We start from the raw sequence: 19,651 nt of genomic DNA, 5'->3' as shown, positions 1-19,651 counted from the left end.
TTAGTCAAACTTGACACGCGGATCCACCCATACGTAGCAAAGATCGCTCACCAGCTTGGTCACCAGTCCGATCAGCGTGAAGAGATACAGCGTGCCCAGCACCACGGGGTAGTCGCGCCGGATCACGCTTTCGTAGCTCAGCAGGCCCAGGCCGTCGAGCGAGAACAGCGTCTCGATCAGCAGCGAGCCGGCGAAGAAGGCGCCGATGAACGCCGCCGGAAAGCCCGTGATGATGGGAATGAGGGCATTGCGGAACACGTGCTTCCACAGCACCTGCCGCTCCGACAGCCCCTTGGCGCGGGCCGTGAGCACGTATTGCTTGCGGATCTCTTCGAGGAAGGCGTTCTTGGTCAGCATGGCCGTCACCGCGAAGCTGCCCAGCACCATGGCCGTGACCGGCAGCGTGATGTGCCACAGGTAGTCCACGATGCGCGCGCCCCAGGTCATCTCGTCCCAGTTCGCCGAGGTGAGCCCCCGCAGCGGGAACCACTGCAGCTGCCCGCCGAAGATCACCAGCAGCGCCACGCCGAGTACGAAGCCCGGGATGGCGTAGCCCACCAGCACGATGAGCGTGGTGATGAAGTCGAAGCGCGAGCCCGCCCGCACCGCCTTGGCCACGCCGAGCGGCACGGCCACGAGGTAACTGATGAAGAAGGTCCACAGGCCCAGGCTGATCGACACGGGCAGCTTTTCCTTCACGAGCTGCCACACGTCCTTGTTCTGAAAGAAGCTGCGGCCCAGGTCGAAGCGCGCGAACTGCCCGAGCATCTGGAAAAATCGCTCGTGCGCCGGCTTGTCGAAGCCGTAGAGCGCCTTGATCTGCTCCAGCCGCTTCGGGTCCACCCCCTGCGCGCCCCGGTAGGCCAGGCCGCCGCCCTCGGCCCCGCCGCCGCCACGGCCCATCCCGGCCTTGGACTCGGCCAGGTACTGCTCGACGGGGCCGCCGGGCACGAACTGGATCACCACGAAGGTCAGCAGCAGCACGCCCAGCAGGGTGGGCAGCATGAGCAGCACGCGCTTGAGGATGTAGGCGAACATGGCGGCGGTGGTGGGTCGGGAAATTGGGCGGGTCTGGACGGTGGGCCGGGGGTCGAACGGATCAGCGCCGCGCGGGGTCCGGCGCCGTCTGGGGCGGCATGCGCGCCCACCAGGTGTCGATGGCCCAGGCCTCGCCCGTGGAATACGGCGGCAGCGTGGCCGGCCGCTCCAGGCGCCAGGCGTTGTAGACCATGCGGTGCGAAGGCGCGGTGTACTGGGGAATCAGGTAGTGCCCGTGCGCGATGACGCGCTCCAGAGCATGGCAGGCGGGCAGCAGCTCGTCCAGCGTCTTGGCCGACACGATGCTGCGGATCATCGCGTCCACGGCCTTGCTCTTCACGCCGGGGAAGTTGCCCGAGTCTTCCGTGTCCGCCGCCTGCGAGCCGAACATGTCGGCCAGTTCCTGCCCCGGGTTGTTGGTGCCCTGGTACGCGATGGTGGTGATGTCGAAGTCGAACTTGCTCAGGCGCTGCTGGTAGAGCGCGAAATCCACCGCCCGGAAGTTCAGCGTGATGCCGAGCTTTTGCAGGTTGCGGATCCACGACGACAGCGACCGCACGCCGCCCTCGCTGCTGTCCAGGTACTCCAGCACCATGGCCTGGCCCTGCGCGTTGCGCAACGCGCCGTCCTTCACCTCCCAGCCCGCCTCTCTCAAAAGGGCCTGGGCACGGCGCAGGTTGTCGCGCAGCGTGGTGCCGCCCTCGGTGCGCGGAGGCGTGGTCATGGGGCCGAAGGCGCTGGCGGAAAGGCTCTGGCGCCAGGGCTCCATCAGCGCCAGTTCCCCGGGCGTGGGCGTGCCACGGGTCTCGCACAGGGTGTTGCCGAACAGGCCATTGATGCGCTGGTAGGCGCCGTAGAACAGCTGGCGGCTCATCCACTCGAAGTCGTAGGCCAGCCCCAGCGCCTCGCGCACGCGGGCATCCTGCAGCAGCGGCCGGCGCGTGTTGAGCACGTAGCTCTGGAAGCCCGAAGGCAGCTTGTGCTCGAAGTTGCCCTTGACCAGCTCGCCGGTATCGAACTTGCGCCCCGTGACGCGGCGTGCCCAGTCACCCGCACTGAAAAAGCGCATGAGGTCGAACTCGCCCGCCTTGAGCGCCTCCAGCCGCGCGGTGTTGTCGCGGTAGATCTTCACCAGGATGCGGTCGAAATTGGCGGTGCCCTTGCGCACGTTGAGATCGCGCGCCCAGTAGCCGGGGTCACGCACGTAGGTGATGTCCTTGCCGAAGCGCACCGGACCGATCTTGTAAGGACCGCTGCCGATCGGGATGTCCATCACCACCTGATCGAAGCGCTTGGCCTTGCCGTTCTCCACGCCCCAGTCGCGGCTGAAGACCGGCAGCCCGCCCACCGTGAGCGGCAGTTCGCGGTTGGGGTGCTTGAAGCGGTAGCGCACCGTGCGGTCGTCGATCACGTCGATGCCCGCCACGTCGAACAGCGCCGTCTTGTAGGCCGGCGAGGTGTAGGGGCCCATCAGCGTGTCGTAGCTGAACTTCACGTCCTGCGCCAACACCGGCTTGCCGTTGTGAAAGCGCGCTTCGGGCCGCAGGCGGAACACCACCGAGAGGCCATCGGCGGCCACCTCCACGTCCTGCGCCAGCAGGCCGTAGCCGGTGGCGGTCTCGTCCAGCGAGCCGGTGAGCAACGTATCGAACATCAGGTCCGACAGGTAGGCCGGCGAATTGCCCTTGATGGTGAACGGGTTGTATTTGTCGAAGGTCGAGACGCGCAGGTTGCTCACCAGCCGCAGCTCGCCGCCCTTGGGCGCGTCGGGGTTGACGTACCCGAAGTGGTCGAAGCCCGCAGGCATCCGGGGCTCGCCCCACAGCGCATAGGCGTGTCCCGCCCACACGGGCATCGCACTCCCCCACAGCAACAAGATCGGCCAAAGACGCATGCGACAATTCTGCACTACGCTGGCGGCGCCCCGACGGGTCGCATGTCACATGCCCCGGTGGGCCATCAGAGGCGCACGCGCCGCCGCCACGCCCCCAATCCCCCGCATTCCACAGGAGAAGAAACATGGGTTTTCTGACCGGCAAGAAGCTGCTTATCACCGGCGTGTTGTCCAACCGCTCGATCGCCTACGGCATCGCCCGCGCCTGCCATGCGCAAGGCGCAGAACTTGCCTTCAGTTACGTCGGCGAGCGCTTCAAGGACCGCATCACCGACTTCGCCGCCGAGTTCGACTCCAAGCTCATCTTCGATTGCGACGTGGGCAGCGACGAGCAGATCGACCGCATGTTCGCCGACCTGTCGCAGGCCTGGCCGAAGTTCGACGGCTTCGTGCACAGCATCGGCTTCGCGCCGCGCGAGGCGATCGCCGGCGATTTTCTCGAAGGGCTGTCGCGCGAATCGTTCCGCATCGCGCACGACATCAGCGCCTACAGCTTTCCCGCCATGGCCAAGGCCGCCCTGCCCTACCTCAACGAAAAATCGTCCGTGGTCACCCTGAGCTACCTGGGCGCGCTGCGCACGGTGCCCAACTACAACACCATGGGCCTGGCCAAGGCCAGCCTGGAGGCCAGCGTGCGCTACCTGGCCGAATCGCTGGGCCCGCGCGGCATGCGCGCCAACGGCATCAGCGCCGGCCCCATCAAGACCCTGGCGGCCAGCGGCATCAAGGACTTCGGCAAGCTGCTGGGTGTGGTCGCCGGCGCCTCGCCCCTGCGCCGCAACGTGACGATCGAAGACGTGGGCAATGCCGCCGCCTTCCTGCTGTCGGACCTGGCCAGCGGCGTGACGGCCGAGATCATGTACGTGGACGGCGGCTTCAGCCAGACGGGTGGCATCAGCCGGGAAAGCGCCGAGCTGTCCTGAGATTCAAGCCGCATCGACCGCCAGCGCATATTCCACTAGGGCATACCGCTATTAAAATAATAGCAAAATAGTCCCCATGCTTCGCCGCATCGCCATCACCGTCCTGCTGGTCTGCGGCGCGCTGCCGGCCTGGGCGCAACCCCCAGCGCCGGTATCGCCCGCCTCGCCGCCGCCTCTGCTGCTGGCCAACGTCTACCGCGCCGGGATGCCGCTGGCGGACTACTGGGTGAGCGAAAAGTACGACGGGGTGCGCGGCTACTGGGACGGCCACCAGTTGCGCACGCGCGGTGGCGAGCGGGTAAATGCGCCCGCCTGGTTCACGCAGGGCTGGCCTGCGATGCCGATGGATGGCGAGCTGTGGGCCGGCCGGGGCCGCTTCGCCCAGGCGCAGTCCACCGTGCGGCAGCAGCGGCCCGACGATGCGGCCTGGCGCCACCTGCAGTTCATGGTGTTCGACCTGCCCGCGCAGGGCGGCCCGTTCGACGAGCGCCTGCCGGCATTGCAGGCCGCCGTGGCGCGCATCGGCCATCCCTGGGTGCAGGCCGTGCCCCAGCAGCGCATCGCCACCGATGCCCGGTTGCAGGCCCTGCTGCACCGCACGGTGCGCGATGGAGGCGAAGGGCTGATGCTGCACCGTGGGGCGTCGCTCTACCAGGCCGGCCGCAGCGACGATCTCATCAAGCTCAAGACCCATGAAGACACCGAGGCGCGGGTCGTGGGCTATGTGCCCGGCAAAGGCCGGCATCGCGGCCGCATGGGCGCCTTGCTGGTGGAGATGCCCGGCGGCCAGCGCTTTCGGCTGGGCGCCGGCTTCACCGATGCGGACCGGGCGCATCCGCCGCCCCTGGGAAGCTGGGTGACCTACCGCTTTCGCGGCACGCACGAGGGCGGCCTGCCGCGCTTCGCCAGCTTCCTTCGCGTGCGCGAAGACATGCACGCCGCTGCGCCCTAGCGGGACCGGGGCCGGGCTGCCACGAAAAAGCCGCAAGGCCCCTCCGGGGTGCCCTTGCGGCTTTCCTGGATGCATTGAGGCAAGGCCCGCATCGGCTGGCGGCCATCGAGTACCAGCGATGCGGACCGCCCGGCACGGCTTACTTGGGCAGCAGCACCTTGTCCACGACGTGGATCACGCCGTTGGACTGGTACACGTCGGCGATGGTCACGTTGGACATGCCGCCCTTTTCATCCGTCAGCGCAATCGAGGAGCCGCTGGCCTTGGCCGTCAGCGTGCCGCCGGCCACGGTCTTCAAGCTGGCCGAGCCCTTGCCGTCGGCAATCATCTTGGACAGCGCGGCCGCATCGACCTTGCCCGCCACCACGTGGTAGGTCAGCACCTTGGTCAGCGTGGCCTTGTTCTCCGGCTTCAGCAGCGTGTCCACCGTGCCGGCAGGCAGTGCCGCGAAGGCGGCGTTGGTGGGCGCGAACACCGTGAACGGACCGGGGCCCTTGAGCGTGTCCACCAGGCCCGCGGCCTTCACGGCGGCGACCAGCGTGGTGTGGTCCTTGGAGTTCACCGCGTTGTCGATGATGTCCTTGGTCGGATACATCGGCGCGCCACCGACGGTCACTTGCGCGAAGGCGGGCATCGCGGCGGCAGACAGGGCGAGCGTGAGGCTGGCGGCGGTCAGGCGGGCATTCAGGCGAAAGGTCATGGATATCTCCGTTGAGTCAGTGGGTGGAATGCCGCCCGAAGATTCGCGCGGCTGAACACTGATACGGGGCAGGACGCCGCCTGGATTCAGACCCGTGACATTCCCATACAAAAAGCCCGGAGGCGCTTTCGCACCGCCGGGCTTTCGAGGTCAAGGCCCACGGCCTCGCGCAGCGATCAGACCTTGCGGCCGAACGGTCCGTCGCTGCCCACCTGCACGATGTCCTCGGCGGCGGGCGCGTTCTTGCGGCTCTTGCGCGCGGAGGGCGGCTGCGGCGCGGCGGCCACGCAATCGGCGTAGTAGCGCACGTTGCCGTTGTCGTCCTCGATCTCCACCAGGCCGTGGATGTCGGTCTCGAAGCCCGGGCACAGCTTGGAGAACTCGCGCGAGAACTTGAGGTAGTCCACGATCTTCTTGTTGAAGACCTCGCCCGGAATGAGCAGCGGAATGCCGGGCGGGTACGGCGTGATTAAGCTGGTCGTGATGCGGCCTTCCAGCGCATCGATCTCCACGCGCTCGGTCTTGCGGTGCGCGATGTGCGCATAGGCGTCGCTGGGCTTCATCGACGGCGTCAGGTCCGACAAATACATCTCGGTGGTCAGGCGCGCGATGTCGTACTTGGCATAGAGCTGGTGCACGTGCTGGCACAGATCGCGCAGGCCCATGCGCTCGTAGCGCTTGTGCTGCTGGCAGAACTCCGGAAGGATGCGCCACATCGGCTGGTTCTTCTCGTAGTCGTCCTTGAACTGCTGCAGCGCCGTCAGCAGCGTGTTCCAGCGGCCCTTGGTGATGCCGATGGTGAACATGATGAAGAAGCTGTAGAGCCCCGTCTTCTCCACCACCACGCCGTGCTCGGCCAGGTACTTGGTCACGATGGATGCGGGAATGCCGTTCTCGTCGAACTTGCCGTCCAGGTTCAGGCCCGGCGTGACGATGGTGGACTTGATCGGGTCCAGCATGTTGAAGCCGTCGGCCAACTGGCCGAAGCCGTGCCACTTGCTGGCGTGGTTCTTCTTGCCCTTGCCGTCGCTGCGGATGACCCAGTCCTCGGCGCGGCCCAGGCCCTCGTCCACGAGCTTGTCCGGACCCCACACCTTGAACCACCAGTCGTCCTTGCCGAACTCCTCTTCCACCTTGCGCATCGCGCGGCGGAAGTCCAGGGCTTCGAGGAGGCTTTCCTCCACCAGCGCCGTGCCGCCGGGCGGCTCCATCATCGCGGCGGCCACGTCGCAGCTGGCGATGATGCTGTACTGCGGCGAGGTCGAGGTGTGCATCAGGTACGCCTCGTTGAACAGCGGCCGGTCGAGCTTGACCGTCTGCGAGTCCTGCACCAGCACATGGCTGGCCTGGCTGATGCCGGCCAGCAGCTTGTGGATGGACTGCGTGGCATACACCACCGAGTGCTTGGGCCGCGCGCGCTTCTTGCCCATCGCGTGGTAGCTGCCGTAGAACGGGTGGAACGCCGCGTGCGGCAACCAGGCCTCGTCGAAATGCAGGTTGTCCACGTAGCCGTCGAGCATGCCCTTGATGGTTTCGGTGTTGTAGAGCACGCCGTCGTAGGTGGATTGCGTGAGGGTGAGAACGCGCGGCTTGACGGCCTTGGCATCCACACCCTTGAGCAGCGGATTGGCGCGGATCTTGGCCTGGATCGCCTCGGGCTCGAACTCCGACTGGGGGATCGGGCCGATGATGCCGAAGTGGTTGCGCGTGGGCTTCATGAACACCGGAATGGCGCCCGTCATGATGATGCTGTGCAGGATGGACTTGTGGCAGTTGCGGTCCACCACCACCACATCGCCGGGCGCCACCGTGTGGTGCCACACCATCTTGTTGGACGTGCTGGTGCCATTGGTCACGAAGAAGCAGTGGTCCGCATTGAAGATGCGCGCGGCATTGCGCTCGCTCTCGCCGATGGCGCCGTTGTGGTCCAGCAGCTGGCCCAGTTCCTCGACCGCATTGCACACGTCGGCGCGCAGCATGTTCTCGCCGAAGAACTGGTGGAACATCTGTCCCACGGGGCTCTTGAGGAACGCCACGCCGCCGGAGTGGCCGGGGCAGTGCCAGCTGTACGAGCCGTCTTCGGCATAGTCCAGCAGCGCCTTGAAGAACGGCGGCTGCACGCTCTCCAGGTAGCTCTTGGCTTCGCGGATGATGTGGCGGGCCACGAACTCCGGCGTGTCCTCGAACATGTGGATGAAGCCGTGCAGTTCCCGCAGGATGTCGTTGGGCAGGTGGCGGCTGGTCTTGGTCTCGCCGTGCACGTAGATCGGCACGTCGGAGTTCTTGCGGCGCACCTCGGCGATGAAGGTGCGCAGGCTCAGCACGATGGGGTCCAGGCCCGAGCCGAGGGTGAACTCCTCGTCGTCGATCGACAGGATGAACGCGCTCGCGCGGCTTTGCTGCTGCGCGAACTGCGACAGGTCGCCGTAGCTCGTGACGCCCAGCACCTCGAAGCCCTCCGACTCGATGGCCTGCGCCAGCGCGCGGATGCCCAGGCCCGACGTGTTCTCGGAACGATAGTCCTCGTCGATGATGACGATGGGAAAGCGGAATTTCATGCGCAGCCTCCGAGCGAGCGGGCCCAAAAAACGAAACAGGCGCGAAGTGTAAGGAATAACGTTGTCACGCCTTTGACGGTCCGGTCTTTTGACCCAGAATGTGGTGCACTAAACACAACGAGGAGCGCGCAGTGATAGAGCAATCCACCCTCTGGTGGCTGATGGCGGGAGGGGCCGTTGCCGTGGAGCTGTTCACGGGCACGTTCTACCTGCTCATGCTGGCCATCGGCCTGGCCGCCGGCGCCCTCGCGGCCCACGCGGGCGGCTCGGTCGCGGCGCAGTTGCTGGCGGCGGCCGCGGTCGGTTCCGCGGGCGTGGTGGGCTGCTATGTGTTCCGTAAAAAGAACCCGGGCGCCCAGCCCGCATCGAGCAACCGCGATGTGAACATGGATGTGGGCGAGTCCGTGAACGTGGAGATCTGGAACTCCGACGGCACCGCGCAGGTGCGTTACCGCGGCGCCCAATGGACGGTGGTCCTGCGCCCCGGCAATGCACCCTCCTCCGGCATGCACCGCGTTGCGGAAGTCATCGGCAACCGGCTGCTGGTCGACAAGCTCTGAGGCCGGCCCCCTGCCCCCTCACGCACCGCCACAACGCAACGCAACGCACCCACCCGAATCTTCACCATCGCAAAGGACCCCATGGAAATCATTGCCCTCGTCATCGTCGTCATCGCCGGCATCTTCATCGCTCGCTCGGTGAAGGTGGTTCCCCAACAGAACGCCTGGGTCAAGGAGCGGCTGGGCAAATATGCCGGCACCCTCACGCCGGGGCTGAACTTCCTCGTGCCATTCGTCGACCGCGTGGCCTACAAACACAGCCTCAAGGAAATTCCGCTCGACGTGCCCAGCCAGGTCTGCATCACGCGCGACAACACCCAGCTGCAGGTGGACGGCATCCTCTACTTCCAGGTGACCGACCCCATGCGCGCCAGCTACGGCTCCAGCAACTACATCATGGCCGTGACCCAACTGGCCCAAACGTCGCTGCGCAGCGTGATCGGCAAGCTCGAACTCGACAAGACCTTCGAAGAGCGCGACATCATCAACGCCCAGGTGGTCCAGGCGATCGACGAGGCCGCGTTGAATTGGGGCGTGAAGGTGCTGCGCTACGAAATCAAGGATCTCACGCCGCCGGCCGAAATCCTGCGCTCCATGCAGGCGCAGATCACGGCCGAGCGCGAAAAGCGCGCCCTGATCGCCGCTTCGGAAGGCCGCCGCCAGGAGCAGATCAACATCGCCACCGGCGAGCGCGAAGCGTTCATCGCACGGTCGGAGGGCGAAAAGCAGGCGCAGATCAACAACGCCCAGGGCGAGGCCGCCTCCATCACGGCCGTGGCCGAAGCCACCGCCCAGGCCATCGAACGAGTCGCCGCGGCCATCCGGCAGCCGGGCGGCGAACAGGCCGTGCAGCTGAAGGTGGCCGAGCGCGCCGTGGACGCGTACGGCAAGGTGGCCGCGGATGCGACCACCACGCTGATCGTGCCCAGCAACATGAGCGAAGTGTCTGCCCTGATCGGCTCCGCCATGAAGATGGTTCAAACGACCCAACGCGCACCTTGAACGGCGCTTCAACGGTTTTTCCAAAAACAGGCCAAAACCACTGCTACAATCGCGGGCTTCGGAGAGGTGGATGAGCGGTTTAAGTCGCACGCCTGGAAAGCGTGTGTGGGCTAATCCCCACCGCGGGTTCGAATCCCGCCCTCTCCGCCAAAGACAGTCCTGATTCCAAGTCGGGAACAAAAAAGCCACTCACGGGTGGCTTTTTTTATTGCGTGCCGCAACGCAGCGTTGACGCCTCGTTGCCCTACATGACCAAGGTGACGAGATTCGCAGCCGCGACGCCAAGCACTTCCACCGCACGGCGGTTGGCCGCCTCCAGCGAGGCGCGGGCCCCATGTCCCGAAAACCAGTGGAAGGCAAACGCCGACGCATAGGCGTCCCCTGCACCCAGTGTGGACACGATGGTGGTGCGCTCTGCAGGGTGGTGGTGGCCCTGCAGCCCATCGAAGAACGCCGCACCGCCAGCGCCGAGGGTGACCAGCACCCCTTGCCCCTGGCGGCATGCCAATGCAGCGGCAAGCGCCACGGCCTCGTGGGCATCCATCTCCGGGGTGCAGGTCACACCTCTGTGGGCGGCCAGCCACTGCGCTTCGATCGCGTTCAGGCAGATCAGGTCTGCCGCTTGCAGCAACCGTTCCAAGGAGTCGGGCGATTGGCGCAGTGAACGTGCGCCCGGATTGATCACCAGTTGGAAAGGCCGGGACGGCAAGCCCGCCAACGCGTGGTTCAACTCGTCGGTGGCGGCATCGGCCAACGCGGACACATAGACAAGCTCGGCTTGCATCAGCATTGCAGAGGCATCCGCCAACGACAGCCGGGTACTGGCACCGCGCTGCGCGAACACGGTGGCATCGCCCTGCGGGTCCAGGTGGATCACGGCCTTTCCCGTAGGGCATCCGGGAATGGTCTGCACGCGTTCCACCGCGATGCATTGCCGGTCCAACGTGTCGCGCAGCCATCGCCCTTCCACATCCGCGCCGACAGCGCAGCAGGCCGTGACCTGTGCGTGAAAGGCCGCGAATCCCAGCGCCGCATTCACCGCGCCGCCCCCGCTGGACCATTGCACGCTGGCCACATCGTGTTTGGCTCCGGTGCCACGCATCGCGTCCACCCCTGCAACCACGATGTCGAGCGTGGCACCACCAATCGTCAGGACACGCACTTCAAACCCCGACCATGGCAGCGCCGATCACACCCGCCGAATTGCCCAGCCTGTTGCGCAGCACGGGGGTGTGGAAGTCATCGTTGAAGACCATGCGCTGCAGCCGAAGAGACCCCTCTTCATACAGCTCATCCATGCTGGCAAGCCCCCCGCCGATGACGATCACATCCGGGTCCAGAATGGCGACCACGTTGGCGACCGCGCCGGCAAATTGGCTGAGAAATCGGTCCAGCAATTCGACGGCTGCGCCATCGCCATGGCGCGCCATTTCAACGATGCGGGCTGCATCGGCAGACCGGCCGGTGAACTGCCGGTAGTCGGCCTCCAGCGCAGTTCCGCTCAGATAGCGCTCGACGCATCCTTGGCGGCCGCAATAGCAGGCAGGCCCGTCCGGATCGATCGACATATGGCCCCATTCTCCGGCGATGCCATGGCGCCCGCTCCACACGCGCCCATCGACCACGATGCCCGCCCCCACCCCTGTGCCGAGCACGAGCCCGAGCACGCAGCCGTGCCCGCTCCCTGCGCCTTGGAGGGCTTCGGCCATCGCAAAGCAGTTGGCATCGTTTTCCATGGCGAATGGGCGGCCCAGCCGCTGGCGCAGATCCGCCTGCAGAGGATGGCCGTTCAACTCGGTTGCATTGCAATTTTTCAGCAAACCGGTGGTTTTCGAAATGGATCCCGGGGTGCAGATTCCCAATGTCGCTTCTTCACCCAAAACCACAGCAGCCAGTTGGGAATGCATTTCGATAATGCGCTGCAAAACTGGAAGATAGCCGTCGCTGGCCCGGGTCTCCATTCGGATTCGCCGGCATTCTCGATATTGATGGTCGAGTACGATGCCTTCGATTTTCGTCCCGCCCAGATCGATCCCGATATGGAATCTTTCCTTCGAATTTTCCTTATCCGCGTCCATGCGAAAGATACCCCCCATCCATTTGATTCTTGCGTTCGACGCTGTGGCACGCATGCGCAGCTTCAACAAAGCGGCAGACGAGCTGAATATTTCCCACAGTTCCGTCAGCCACCGGATTCGTGAACTGGAACGACTGCTGGGCAATAGCCTGTTCACACGGACGACCCGTTCGGTCGCGATGACCCCCGAAGGCGAGCATTTGCACCAGCAGATGAAAGACGCATTGGACACGCTGGAAGAGGCCTTTTCCGGCTTCACGCAGGAGCGCAGCGTGATCCGAATCAGCGTGTTGCCTTCTTTTGCACGCTTTCGGCTGGTTCCAGCGCTCACCGAATTCCAGCGCCTGCATCCGGCCGTCTCCATCGAGGTGTCGCCGACGACATGCAAGGTGGACGTCGATCAGGGAGAGGCAGACATTGCCATCCGGTTCGCCAAAGCACGGCCCCAGGCCCACCATTGCGAACCGCTGCTGGAGGACGAGTGGTTTCCAGTGGCTGCACCGGCCTATCTGAAACGTTGCGATGCGCCCAGTGTCCAGGACCTGTTCAAACGCGCGGTGTTCCTGTCCCATAGCAGGCAGCCCTGGGAACCCTGGCTGAAGAAGGCCGGCATACAGATCTCGCCGGCGCAGCGCACGCTGACCTATTCCGACACGGGCTTCATGCTGGATGCAGCCCTCAACCTGCAAGGGATCGCACTGGGTCGGCGCTCTCTGGTAAAAGGCCTTCTTCAAACCGGCAGTCTGGTGCGGGTCTCCGACATCGCCATTCCGTCGGAGCAGGCTTATTTCCTGCTCGCATCGGAGCGGGCCTTGATCTCTCGCCACGGCAGCACGGTGATCCATTGGATCCGCGCATTGGTGCAAGATGGCTAATGAACGATGGTCAGCACGATGCCGACCAACACGCCTGAAATTGCCAGCATTTTTTGCCGAATGAATCGCTCGGCGAAGAACAGGGCGCTCAACGCGAACACCATGACGAGATTGGTTCGCCGAAGCACCGATATCACCGAGATCAGAGCGCCCTCGGTCTGCACGGCCGTGAGATAAATGAACTCGGCCAATATGTACGCGGCAGCAATCGCAGGGACGGCCCAATTTCGGGACAACAGGCTTCGGCATTCCATGGCCCCGATAACCCAGGGCAATAGCAGCAGCGCCATGCCGCCCCGCTGAATGGCCGAATACGCCTGGACGGCGGCCAAGTCCAATTGCAGGGTTGCCAGAATGTGCTTGTCGTAAAGCGCGTTGGCCGAAGACAGCAACGTGGCCGCGAGCATGCACAGTACCCACCCGTTGCGCTGAAACCGGATGCCCTCTTTTTGCCCGATCAAGGAGAACAGGTAGTAGGACCCCATGGAGACTGCGAGCCCCATCCATTGCCACCAGTTGAGTTGCTCGGACAGAAAAACGATGGCACCCAACGCCGTCCAGAGCGGCCCCGAAGCGCGCACGCCCGCGGAGATCGACAACGGCAAGGACTTGACCGAGTAGTACGAAAGAATCCACGTGACGACCATCATTGCGGATTTGGGCAGCAAGGCCAACTGCTCGGCCCGGGTCAACGCGGCAGGATACAACCCCATGGGTTGCAGCGTGCCTGCCCAAGCGGCCGGCAGGAAAAAGAACGGGGTCCAGATCAGCGCCCCGAGAACGGACGACCACAGCACCACCTCCAAGACCGTTTTTTCCTTGAGGGCGAGTTTGGTCAAAAAGTCGTAGGTTCCCAGCACCAACCCGGCCAGCAGGCCCAAAGCAATCCATGTCATGTTCGGGCATCAAAGTGCGAGGAAACCGCCGTCCACGGGCACCACCGCGCCCGTCAAAAAAGACGCCTGGGGACAGCTGAGCCAAAGCACGGCTTGCGCCACGTCATTCGGCTCACCCACGCGCTTCATGGGCAGCCGCTCGGCCCATCCCTCCAGGCCGCCGGAGACAGCACTGGAGCGGGCCAGCATCTCCGTTGAAATCGGCCCGGGGGACACGGCATTCACGCGCACGCCATAAGGCGCCGCCTCGACTGCGGCCGCCTTCGTCAGCGCAAGCGCTGCATGCTTGGAAGCGGTGTACGCGCCCGTTCCTTCCAGGATCGTGCGATGGGCGTGCACGGACAGGTTGTTGACGATGCAGCCCGAACGCCGCTCGTACATCGGTCTGAGCAGATGTTTCATGCACAGCATGAGCCCTGTGCAATTGGTGCGCATGACCGCTTCAAACGCGTCGATGTCTTGGTCAACGACGGCAGAGGCTGTTCCAACGCCCGCATTGAGGAATGCGATGTCCACCACGCCAAGGCGGCGCTCGACATCGTCCATCAGGTTCATCACGTCGTTCTCGCTGCCGACATCGCAGGCCACAGCGAAGCCGATGCCGCCGGCGTCCAGAATCATCTTGGCAGTCTCAGCGCAGGAAGACACCGTGCGGCCGGCGATGGCCACGTGGGCGCCTTGCTTGGCGAAAGCAAGCGCCGTCGCCCTCCCGATGCCCGTCCCTCCGCCAGTGACCAGCACCACCCTGTCCTTGAAAGCGTTCATGGGGTCCGACCTGACAACGAGTTCAGCAACGATGCGATGGCCCGGGCCAGCACCCCATCCTGCGCAGAGGCGGCACCGCTGATTCCGAGTCCGCCCACCAAGGTTCCTCCTACCAGCAGCGGAACGCCGCCTTCCAGGGGCAGGACGTCGGTCAGGGCAAGATAGGCGGTCTTGCCCTGTTCCAGCGCCTGCTGCATTGCGGCGGTGTCCCTGCGGAAATAAACCGCTGTCCGCGCCTTCGCAATCGACGCATCGATCGATCCCAGAAAGGCATCGTCCGCACGGGCAAACGCCAGAAGGTGTCCGGAACTGTCCACCGCCGCCGCCGAAACGGCCAGGCCTTCGTCCAGGCCTGTGATCAGCGCGCTTTGCACCAATTGCTGCGCCTGGCTGGCGCTCAGCCGCGAAAGACCGGTTTCAGGCATCTGCATGCGCCATCTCCTCGGCAGCAATGCGGATGGCATCGGCGTCCACATCATTCACAAAGCGGCATGCGCCGATCCCGTCGGGCAGTGGCAGTCGCTGCCGGCCATCGCGATGACGCATCGTGTCGGCCAGCGCCTCCTGCAGCAGGCCGGGCTGCTCGAAAAAGCGATGCCGCAAAGGCAATTGCATGGATTTCATGACACGCACGACCCGACGCACATCCTGGTCTGCAAGGAGCCCTCTTGCACGCGCCAGGCGGCAAGAAAACAGCACATCCAAAGCGACTGCCTCGCCATGCAGCAATTCGGGCAGCGCCTTCATCTCGACCAGCGGAGCAAACGAGTGTCCGAAATCGACGCATCGGTCCAGCGTGAGCTCCCACAGGTTGGGGGCCAACTCTTCCAGCATGCCCTCCACCGCCAGACCGATGACCTCCGGAGCGACGATCCCGTCCTGGAAGCGGGTCAGCAGCAGCATCTCGGAGTGCCGCTCCAGCAGGTCGAACAACCGAGGGCTCTTGATCACCGCGAGTTTGAGCAACTCTCCCATCCCGTTGGAGAGTTCGCGGGACTCCACCGTCGACAAGAAGCTGCGATCCAGCAGGGCAACGGTGGGCGCGTGGTAGGAGCCCAGGCGGTTGCGACGATCCAGCGCATTCACGGCCGTCTTGATGCCCACCGCGGCATCCCACAACGCCATGGCGTTGGTGGGAACCTTGACGTAAGGAATCCCCCGCCGATAGAGCCCCGCCGCGAAACCGACGAGGTCGAGCAACACGCCACCTCCGATGGCCACCACCGGCTCCGAACGGCGCAACACCCCTGCCGATTCGAGGTGGCGAGCGATCGTCATCGCCGCATCCAGGTCTTTTGTTTCTTCCGAAACGGAAAGGCTCAAGATGGAAACCTCGACCCCATGGTGGGCATAGTACGCACGCATTTCTTCGCCGTAGAGCTGGTCCACGCGTGCATCGATCACGATGGCTTGGCGCAAACAAGGCTGGGCCCTGCCGCAGGCGATCAATTCGGGGGAGTCGAGACTGAAGATGCCATCGATCTGGCGCACTTCATATGAAACCTCCTGGGTCGCATGCACCCTCCAGCCATGTGCCTCAAAACGGGTCAGCGCTCCCATGCTTGCCGGCCATATCACCCGATCGTTCATCCATGCCCTCCCTTTTTATAGGGGGCCAAGCGTATTGCGAAGCGATGCCGGCATTGCTGAACGTTTCGCGAGCTTTCTACGGCTTGGTTGATGAATCCCTCGTAAGCGCAGGCAAGCGGCTCAAAGCCGGGTCCAGGCTTATCTTGGAGCGCCCTTGGCAAGCACGGAGTCGTAGATCGCCTTGATGCCACTGGCCGAGCAACGATCAAGCCGGTGCAGGGAACAATGGAGAAGTCGACCCTGCACTGTGGGAACCGCAAAGACCAGAGGGCAAGAGAATGCGACAAGACAAAGAAAAAACGGGCTATCGCTTTTGGCGATAGCCCGTTGATTTTTTTATAAATGGTCGGCGTGGCGGGATTCGAACTCGCGACCCCTTGCACCCCATGCAAGTGCGCTACCAGGCTGCGCTACACGCCGACAAGACTTAGATTATATGCACAAAAAACTCAGTTCAAGGAAAGCAGCGCACGAATTTCAAATAATTCCCGCCGCAGGACCTGAGCATCCATGAGGGCAATCGAGGGCAACGCTGTTGTCGGGCTCGACAGGTCGGTCCCATGTACTGCCTGCAAAGCGAAAGAGGCGTTGGCGTCCATCTCCGGCGGCAGGGAGTCGACCTCCTGAAGGCGATTGCGCGCGCCGCTGATCGTGAAGCCTTGCTCGTACAGCAGATCCCGGATGCGACGGATCATGAGCACCTCGTGGTGCTGGTAGTAGCGGCGGTTTCCCCTGCGCTTCATGGGCCGAAGCTGCGTGAACTCCTGCTCCCAATAGCGCAGTACGTGCGGTTTGACGCCACAGAGCGCGGCCACCTCTCCAATGGTGAAATACCGTTTGGCCGGGATGGGAGGAAGCGGTGTGCCCATGGGACGCGGTTTCTAGCGAATAAACAAGCAGCGTACTGCAGCCGGAACAAAGGCGCCAGCCACTTCCGTTCAGTGGCAGGCGGGAAAGAGACAGCGCTTCAGCTAGCAGCGCCCGCGTTCTGGATCTGCTCCTTGAGCTTGCTGCTGGCATGGAAAGTCACGACACGGCGGGCCTGAATCGGAATCGCCTCGCCCGTGCGGGGATTTCGCCCCGGCCTCGGGGCTTTGGTACGGATCTGAAAGTTACCGAAGCCCGAAAGCTTCACGTCTTGACCGTCCACCAAGCGCTGCGCAATCAGATCGAAAAAAGCATCGATCATGTCTTTCGATTCGCGTTTATTCAGACCAATGTGATCGAACAGAAGGTCCGCCAGCTGCGCCTTCGTCAACGCAGGGGTTTCCAGGCTTTCTACCGCAAATTCCATCACGTCAGCGCTCCCGTTCAGCATCGTCATCACCGCAACCTCGCACCGGTACGGCTCGACAGTTGTTCGACCACCGACTGAATCGTCGCTTCGATTTCAGCATCCGTCAGCGTGGCGCCATCAGCCCCCAGCGTCAGGCGCACGGCCAAGCTCTTTTCACCGCTGGCAAGACCACCAACAGCGGCTTCGCCATCACGCAAAGGCTTGGGCCTGAAAACATCAAACAGCACCGCCGCGCGAAGCCGTGTAGGAGGCACGGCAGCCTGAATGGCTGCCATCACATCGGCGTGCGTGATCCGCTCGGCAACCACCACGGCCAGATCCCGCTCCACAGCCTGGTGCTTGGCCACTGCATGAAAACGAGGGACCTGCCGCTGCATGACCGTATCGAGTTCCAGTTCGAACATGACTGGGGCTTGGGGAAGCTCCCAGGACTGGCGCCACCGAGGGTGCAACTCCCCGATGAACCCAATGGCCTGGCCATCCAACAGCACGCGGGCACACCGGCCAGGGTGCATGGCCGGGTGCGTTGCAGGCTCGAAAACGGGCTTCAGGGGAGCAAGCAGCGCCTCGACATCGCCTTTGGCATCGAAGAAATCCACGCCCTGCTCTCTGCGGCCCCACTGAAGAAGGTCGGCTGCGCCGTACGCGAGACCAGCCACGCGCATGGGCTGATGAAAACCTTCTACCGTGGTATCAGACCCCGCAACGGACGCATCGCGCAGAAAGACCCGGCCCAACTCGAAAACCCGCACGCGCGACGCCTTGCGATCCAGGTTGAACTTCAAGACCTGCAGCAAGGAGCCCAACAGCGACGAGCGCATCACGCTCATCTGGCTGGCAATGGGGTTCAACAAACGGATGGGCTGTGGATTGCCCGCCAGCTCGTGCTCCCAATGCTCCTCCACGAAGCTGAAGTTGATGGTTTCCTGGTATCCAAGTCCCGCCAGTGCACGACGCACGGCAAAAGGCCCCCGACGCTCTTCGGCACGCAGCTTGGGCGTAATGGGCGCCAACGGCGGCGTGGTAGGCAATTGCTGATAGCCCACCATGCGAGCCACTTCTTCGATGAGATCTTCCTCGATCGCGAGATCGAACCGATAAGCAGGCGGCAGCACCGTCAATGTGCCCTCGCCAGAGGTCACTGGCAGTCCCAGGCGCTTCAGCGCATCGGCACACTGCTCTTGCGTCAATGGCATGCCGATCACCTTGACGGCTCTGGCAACGCGGAGCGTGACGGGCTTGGCTTCAGGTAGGTTCGGACACTGGTCGTCTATCGGACCGCAAACGGTTTCAGGCGTGCCGCAGATGTCGATCACCAACTGCGTGATGCGCTCAATGTGTTCCACCGTCTGGCTCGGATCCACGCCACGTTCGAAACGATGTCCGGCATCGGTCGAGAAGTTATAGCGGCGCGAGCGGCCAGCCACGGCCTTGGGCCACCAGAAAGCCGCTTCGATGTAGATATGGCGGGTGTCGTTCGACACGGCCGTCGCATCGCCCCCCATGATGCCCGCCAGCGATTCGACCTGGCTTGCATCCGCAATGACGCCCACCTTTTCGTCGAGGGCGACGGTGTTGCCATTCAGCAATTTGAGCTCTTCGCCCGCACGCGCCCAACGCACATCCAGGGGGCCGTGAATTTTGTCCAGATCGAAAATGTGCGAGGGGCGACCCAGCTCGAACATCACATAGTTGGAAATATCGACCAGCGGGGAAACGCTTCGCTGCCCGCAACGTGCAAGCCGATCTAGCATCCACTGCGGCGTCGCAGCCTGCGTGTTGATGTTGCGAACGATACGTCCCGAGAATCGCCCACACAGATCCGAGGCGCTGATCTTGACTGGCAAAACGTCGCCATGACCCACCGGTACCGCCGAAAACTGCAGCGGCTTCAGCGGCGCTCCAGTCAGGGCAGAGACTTCACGCGCGATGCCGTAAACGCTCAAGGCATGTGCCAGATTGGGCGTGAGCTTGAGGGTGAACAGCGTGTCGTCCAGGTTCAGATGCGTCCGAATGTCCTGCCCGAGCGGAGCATCGGCCGCCAATTCCAAAAGGCCTCCATGGTCTTCCGAGAGCTTCAACTCCCTGGCGGAGCACAGCATGCCCTGGCTTTCCACACCGCGAAGCTTGCCCACCTTGATCAAGAACGGTTTGCCATCCTCCCCGGGAGGCAACTCCGCACCGACAAGCGCGCAAGGCACTTTGATACCGACGCGTGCATTGGGCGCACCACACACGATGTTGAGCAAAGCACCCTGCCCCGTATCGACCTGGCAAACGCGCAGGCGATCAGCATTTGGATGCTGCACCGCCTCCTTGATTTCTCCCACCACGATCTTCGTGAAAGGAGGCGCCACAGGCTGCAGCTCTTCCACTTCGAGCCCTGCCATGGTCAGTGTCTCGGCCAATTCTGTGGTCGAAAGTGGAGGATTGCAGAACTCGCGCAGCCAGGATTCTGGAAATTGCATATTCAGTCTTCAGTGATTCTTAAGCGCAGCAGCCCTCGTTAGGTGGGCCGCCTGTA

The 19,651-nt window shown here is 63.7% G+C and carries 18 protein-coding genes and 2 tRNA genes; 6 read left to right on the top strand and 14 right to left on the bottom strand.

The genetic code is table 11. From position 1 onward, the window contains the following. The gene (locus AVTE2539_RS16895) at window positions 1-1,038 is read right to left on the bottom strand and encodes a microcin C ABC transporter permease YejB (protein ID WP_284412283.1); all 1,038 of its coding nucleotides are present in this window, start codon (window positions 1,036-1,038) and stop codon (window positions 1-3) included. 61 nt (window positions 1,039-1,099) lie between these two features. Further along, entirely contained in the window at window positions 1,100-2,932 is a 1,833-nt protein-coding gene (locus AVTE2539_RS16890; protein ID WP_284412281.1) for an extracellular solute-binding protein, read from the bottom strand. A gap of 125 nt (window positions 2,933-3,057) precedes the next feature. Here AVTE2539_RS16890 and fabI point away from each other — a divergent pair, with 125 nt between their 5' ends. Beyond that, window positions 3,058-3,855, top strand: a complete 798-nt coding sequence (gene fabI / locus AVTE2539_RS16885) for an enoyl-ACP reductase FabI (RefSeq protein ID WP_272563819.1) — start codon at window positions 3,058-3,060, stop codon at window positions 3,853-3,855. Between the two features lie 76 nt (window positions 3,856-3,931). Continuing rightward, a complete protein-coding gene (locus tag AVTE2539_RS16880; protein ID WP_284412279.1) occupies window positions 3,932-4,807 on the top strand; it encodes a DNA ligase in 876 nt (291 codons plus the stop codon). A 139-nt stretch (window positions 4,808-4,946) separates the two neighbouring features. On the opposite strand, the gene AVTE2539_RS16875 is transcribed toward AVTE2539_RS16880, so the two are convergent. Continuing rightward, window positions 4,947-5,507 (bottom strand): fasciclin domain-containing protein, encoded by a 561-nt coding sequence (locus AVTE2539_RS16875; RefSeq protein ID WP_284412277.1) that lies wholly within the window; start codon window positions 5,505-5,507, stop codon window positions 4,947-4,949. Between the two features lie 176 nt (window positions 5,508-5,683). Continuing rightward, window positions 5,684-8,065, bottom strand: a complete 2,382-nt coding sequence (locus AVTE2539_RS16870; protein ID WP_272563822.1) for an arginine/lysine/ornithine decarboxylase — start codon at window positions 8,063-8,065, stop codon at window positions 5,684-5,686. Between the two features lie 134 nt (window positions 8,066-8,199). Here AVTE2539_RS16870 and AVTE2539_RS16865 point away from each other — a divergent pair, with 134 nt between their 5' ends. From AVTE2539_RS16865 to AVTE2539_RS16855, 3 genes are all read left to right on the top strand, one after another. Then, the gene (locus tag AVTE2539_RS16865) at window positions 8,200-8,625 is read left to right on the top strand and encodes an NfeD family protein (RefSeq protein WP_284400507.1); all 426 of its coding nucleotides are present in this window, start codon (window positions 8,200-8,202) and stop codon (window positions 8,623-8,625) included. A gap of 81 nt (window positions 8,626-8,706) precedes the next feature. Continuing rightward, the gene (locus tag AVTE2539_RS16860) at window positions 8,707-9,627 is read left to right on the top strand and encodes an SPFH domain-containing protein (protein ID WP_272563823.1); all 921 of its coding nucleotides are present in this window, start codon (window positions 8,707-8,709) and stop codon (window positions 9,625-9,627) included. Window positions 9,628-9,687: 60 nt separating this feature from the next. Next, window positions 9,688-9,777, top strand: a tRNA-Ser gene (locus AVTE2539_RS16855). 94 nt (window positions 9,778-9,871) lie between these two features. Here the strand turns inward: AVTE2539_RS16855 and AVTE2539_RS16850 are convergent. Then, window positions 9,872-10,789 carry a carbohydrate kinase family protein gene (locus AVTE2539_RS16850; protein ID WP_284412275.1) on the bottom strand — a complete coding sequence of 306 codons (918 nt, stop codon included), beginning with the start codon at window positions 10,787-10,789 and terminating at the stop codon, window positions 9,872-9,874. A 1-nt stretch (window position 10,790) separates the two neighbouring features. Then, window positions 10,791-11,774: an ROK family protein gene (locus tag AVTE2539_RS16845; protein WP_284412273.1), complete on the bottom strand. Its 984-nt coding sequence runs from the start codon at window positions 11,772-11,774 to the stop codon at window positions 10,791-10,793. Between AVTE2539_RS16845 and AVTE2539_RS16840 the strand changes: the two genes are divergently transcribed. After that, entirely contained in the window at window positions 11,758-12,579 is an 822-nt protein-coding gene (locus AVTE2539_RS16840; RefSeq protein WP_284412271.1) for a LysR substrate-binding domain-containing protein, read from the top strand. The two genes, AVTE2539_RS16845 and AVTE2539_RS16840, sit on opposite strands and share 17 nt — an antisense overlap. On the opposite strand, the gene AVTE2539_RS16835 is transcribed toward AVTE2539_RS16840, so the two are convergent. The 8 genes from AVTE2539_RS16835 to pheT form a co-directional block, all read right to left on the bottom strand. Then, on the bottom strand, window positions 12,576-13,475 hold the full coding sequence (locus AVTE2539_RS16835) for a DMT family transporter (protein WP_284412269.1): 900 nt from the start codon (window positions 13,473-13,475) through the stop codon (window positions 12,576-12,578). The two genes, AVTE2539_RS16840 and AVTE2539_RS16835, sit on opposite strands and share 4 nt — an antisense overlap. A 9-nt stretch (window positions 13,476-13,484) precedes the next feature. Then, entirely contained in the window at window positions 13,485-14,240 is a 756-nt protein-coding gene (locus AVTE2539_RS16830) for an SDR family NAD(P)-dependent oxidoreductase (protein ID WP_284412267.1), read from the bottom strand. Next, window positions 14,237-14,671 carry a GlcG/HbpS family heme-binding protein gene (locus AVTE2539_RS16825; RefSeq protein ID WP_284412264.1) on the bottom strand — a complete coding sequence of 145 codons (435 nt, stop codon included), beginning with the start codon at window positions 14,669-14,671 and terminating at the stop codon, window positions 14,237-14,239. Before AVTE2539_RS16825 ends, AVTE2539_RS16830 begins: the two co-directional genes overlap by 4 nt. Beyond that, window positions 14,658-15,830: a sedoheptulose 7-phosphate cyclase gene (locus AVTE2539_RS16820; protein ID WP_284412262.1), complete on the bottom strand. Its 1,173-nt coding sequence runs from the start codon at window positions 15,828-15,830 to the stop codon at window positions 14,658-14,660. Before AVTE2539_RS16820 ends, AVTE2539_RS16825 begins: the two co-directional genes overlap by 14 nt. Before the next feature lie 343 nt (window positions 15,831-16,173). Then, a tRNA-Pro gene (locus AVTE2539_RS16815) sits at window positions 16,174-16,250 on the bottom strand. A 29-nt stretch (window positions 16,251-16,279) separates the two neighbouring features. Continuing rightward, complete coding sequence (locus AVTE2539_RS16810) at window positions 16,280-16,699, bottom strand: MerR family transcriptional regulator (protein ID WP_284412260.1); 420 nt, start codon at window positions 16,697-16,699, stop codon at window positions 16,280-16,282. 98 nt (window positions 16,700-16,797) lie between these two features. Beyond that, window positions 16,798-17,154 (bottom strand): integration host factor subunit alpha, encoded by a 357-nt coding sequence (locus tag AVTE2539_RS16805; protein ID WP_284400474.1) that lies wholly within the window; start codon window positions 17,152-17,154, stop codon window positions 16,798-16,800. Next, complete coding sequence (pheT, locus tag AVTE2539_RS16800) at window positions 17,154-19,595, bottom strand: phenylalanine--tRNA ligase subunit beta (protein ID WP_284412258.1); 2,442 nt, start codon at window positions 19,593-19,595, stop codon at window positions 17,154-17,156. The genes AVTE2539_RS16805 and pheT overlap by 1 nt, the downstream gene beginning before the upstream one ends. Window positions 19,596-19,651 lie beyond the last annotated feature (56 nt).

This window comes from Acidovorax sp. SUPP2539 (assembly GCF_030158975.1).
GTDB lineage: Bacteria > Pseudomonadota > Gammaproteobacteria > Burkholderiales > Burkholderiaceae_C > Paracidovorax.
This window is presented reverse-complemented; position numbering and strand designations above follow the sequence as displayed.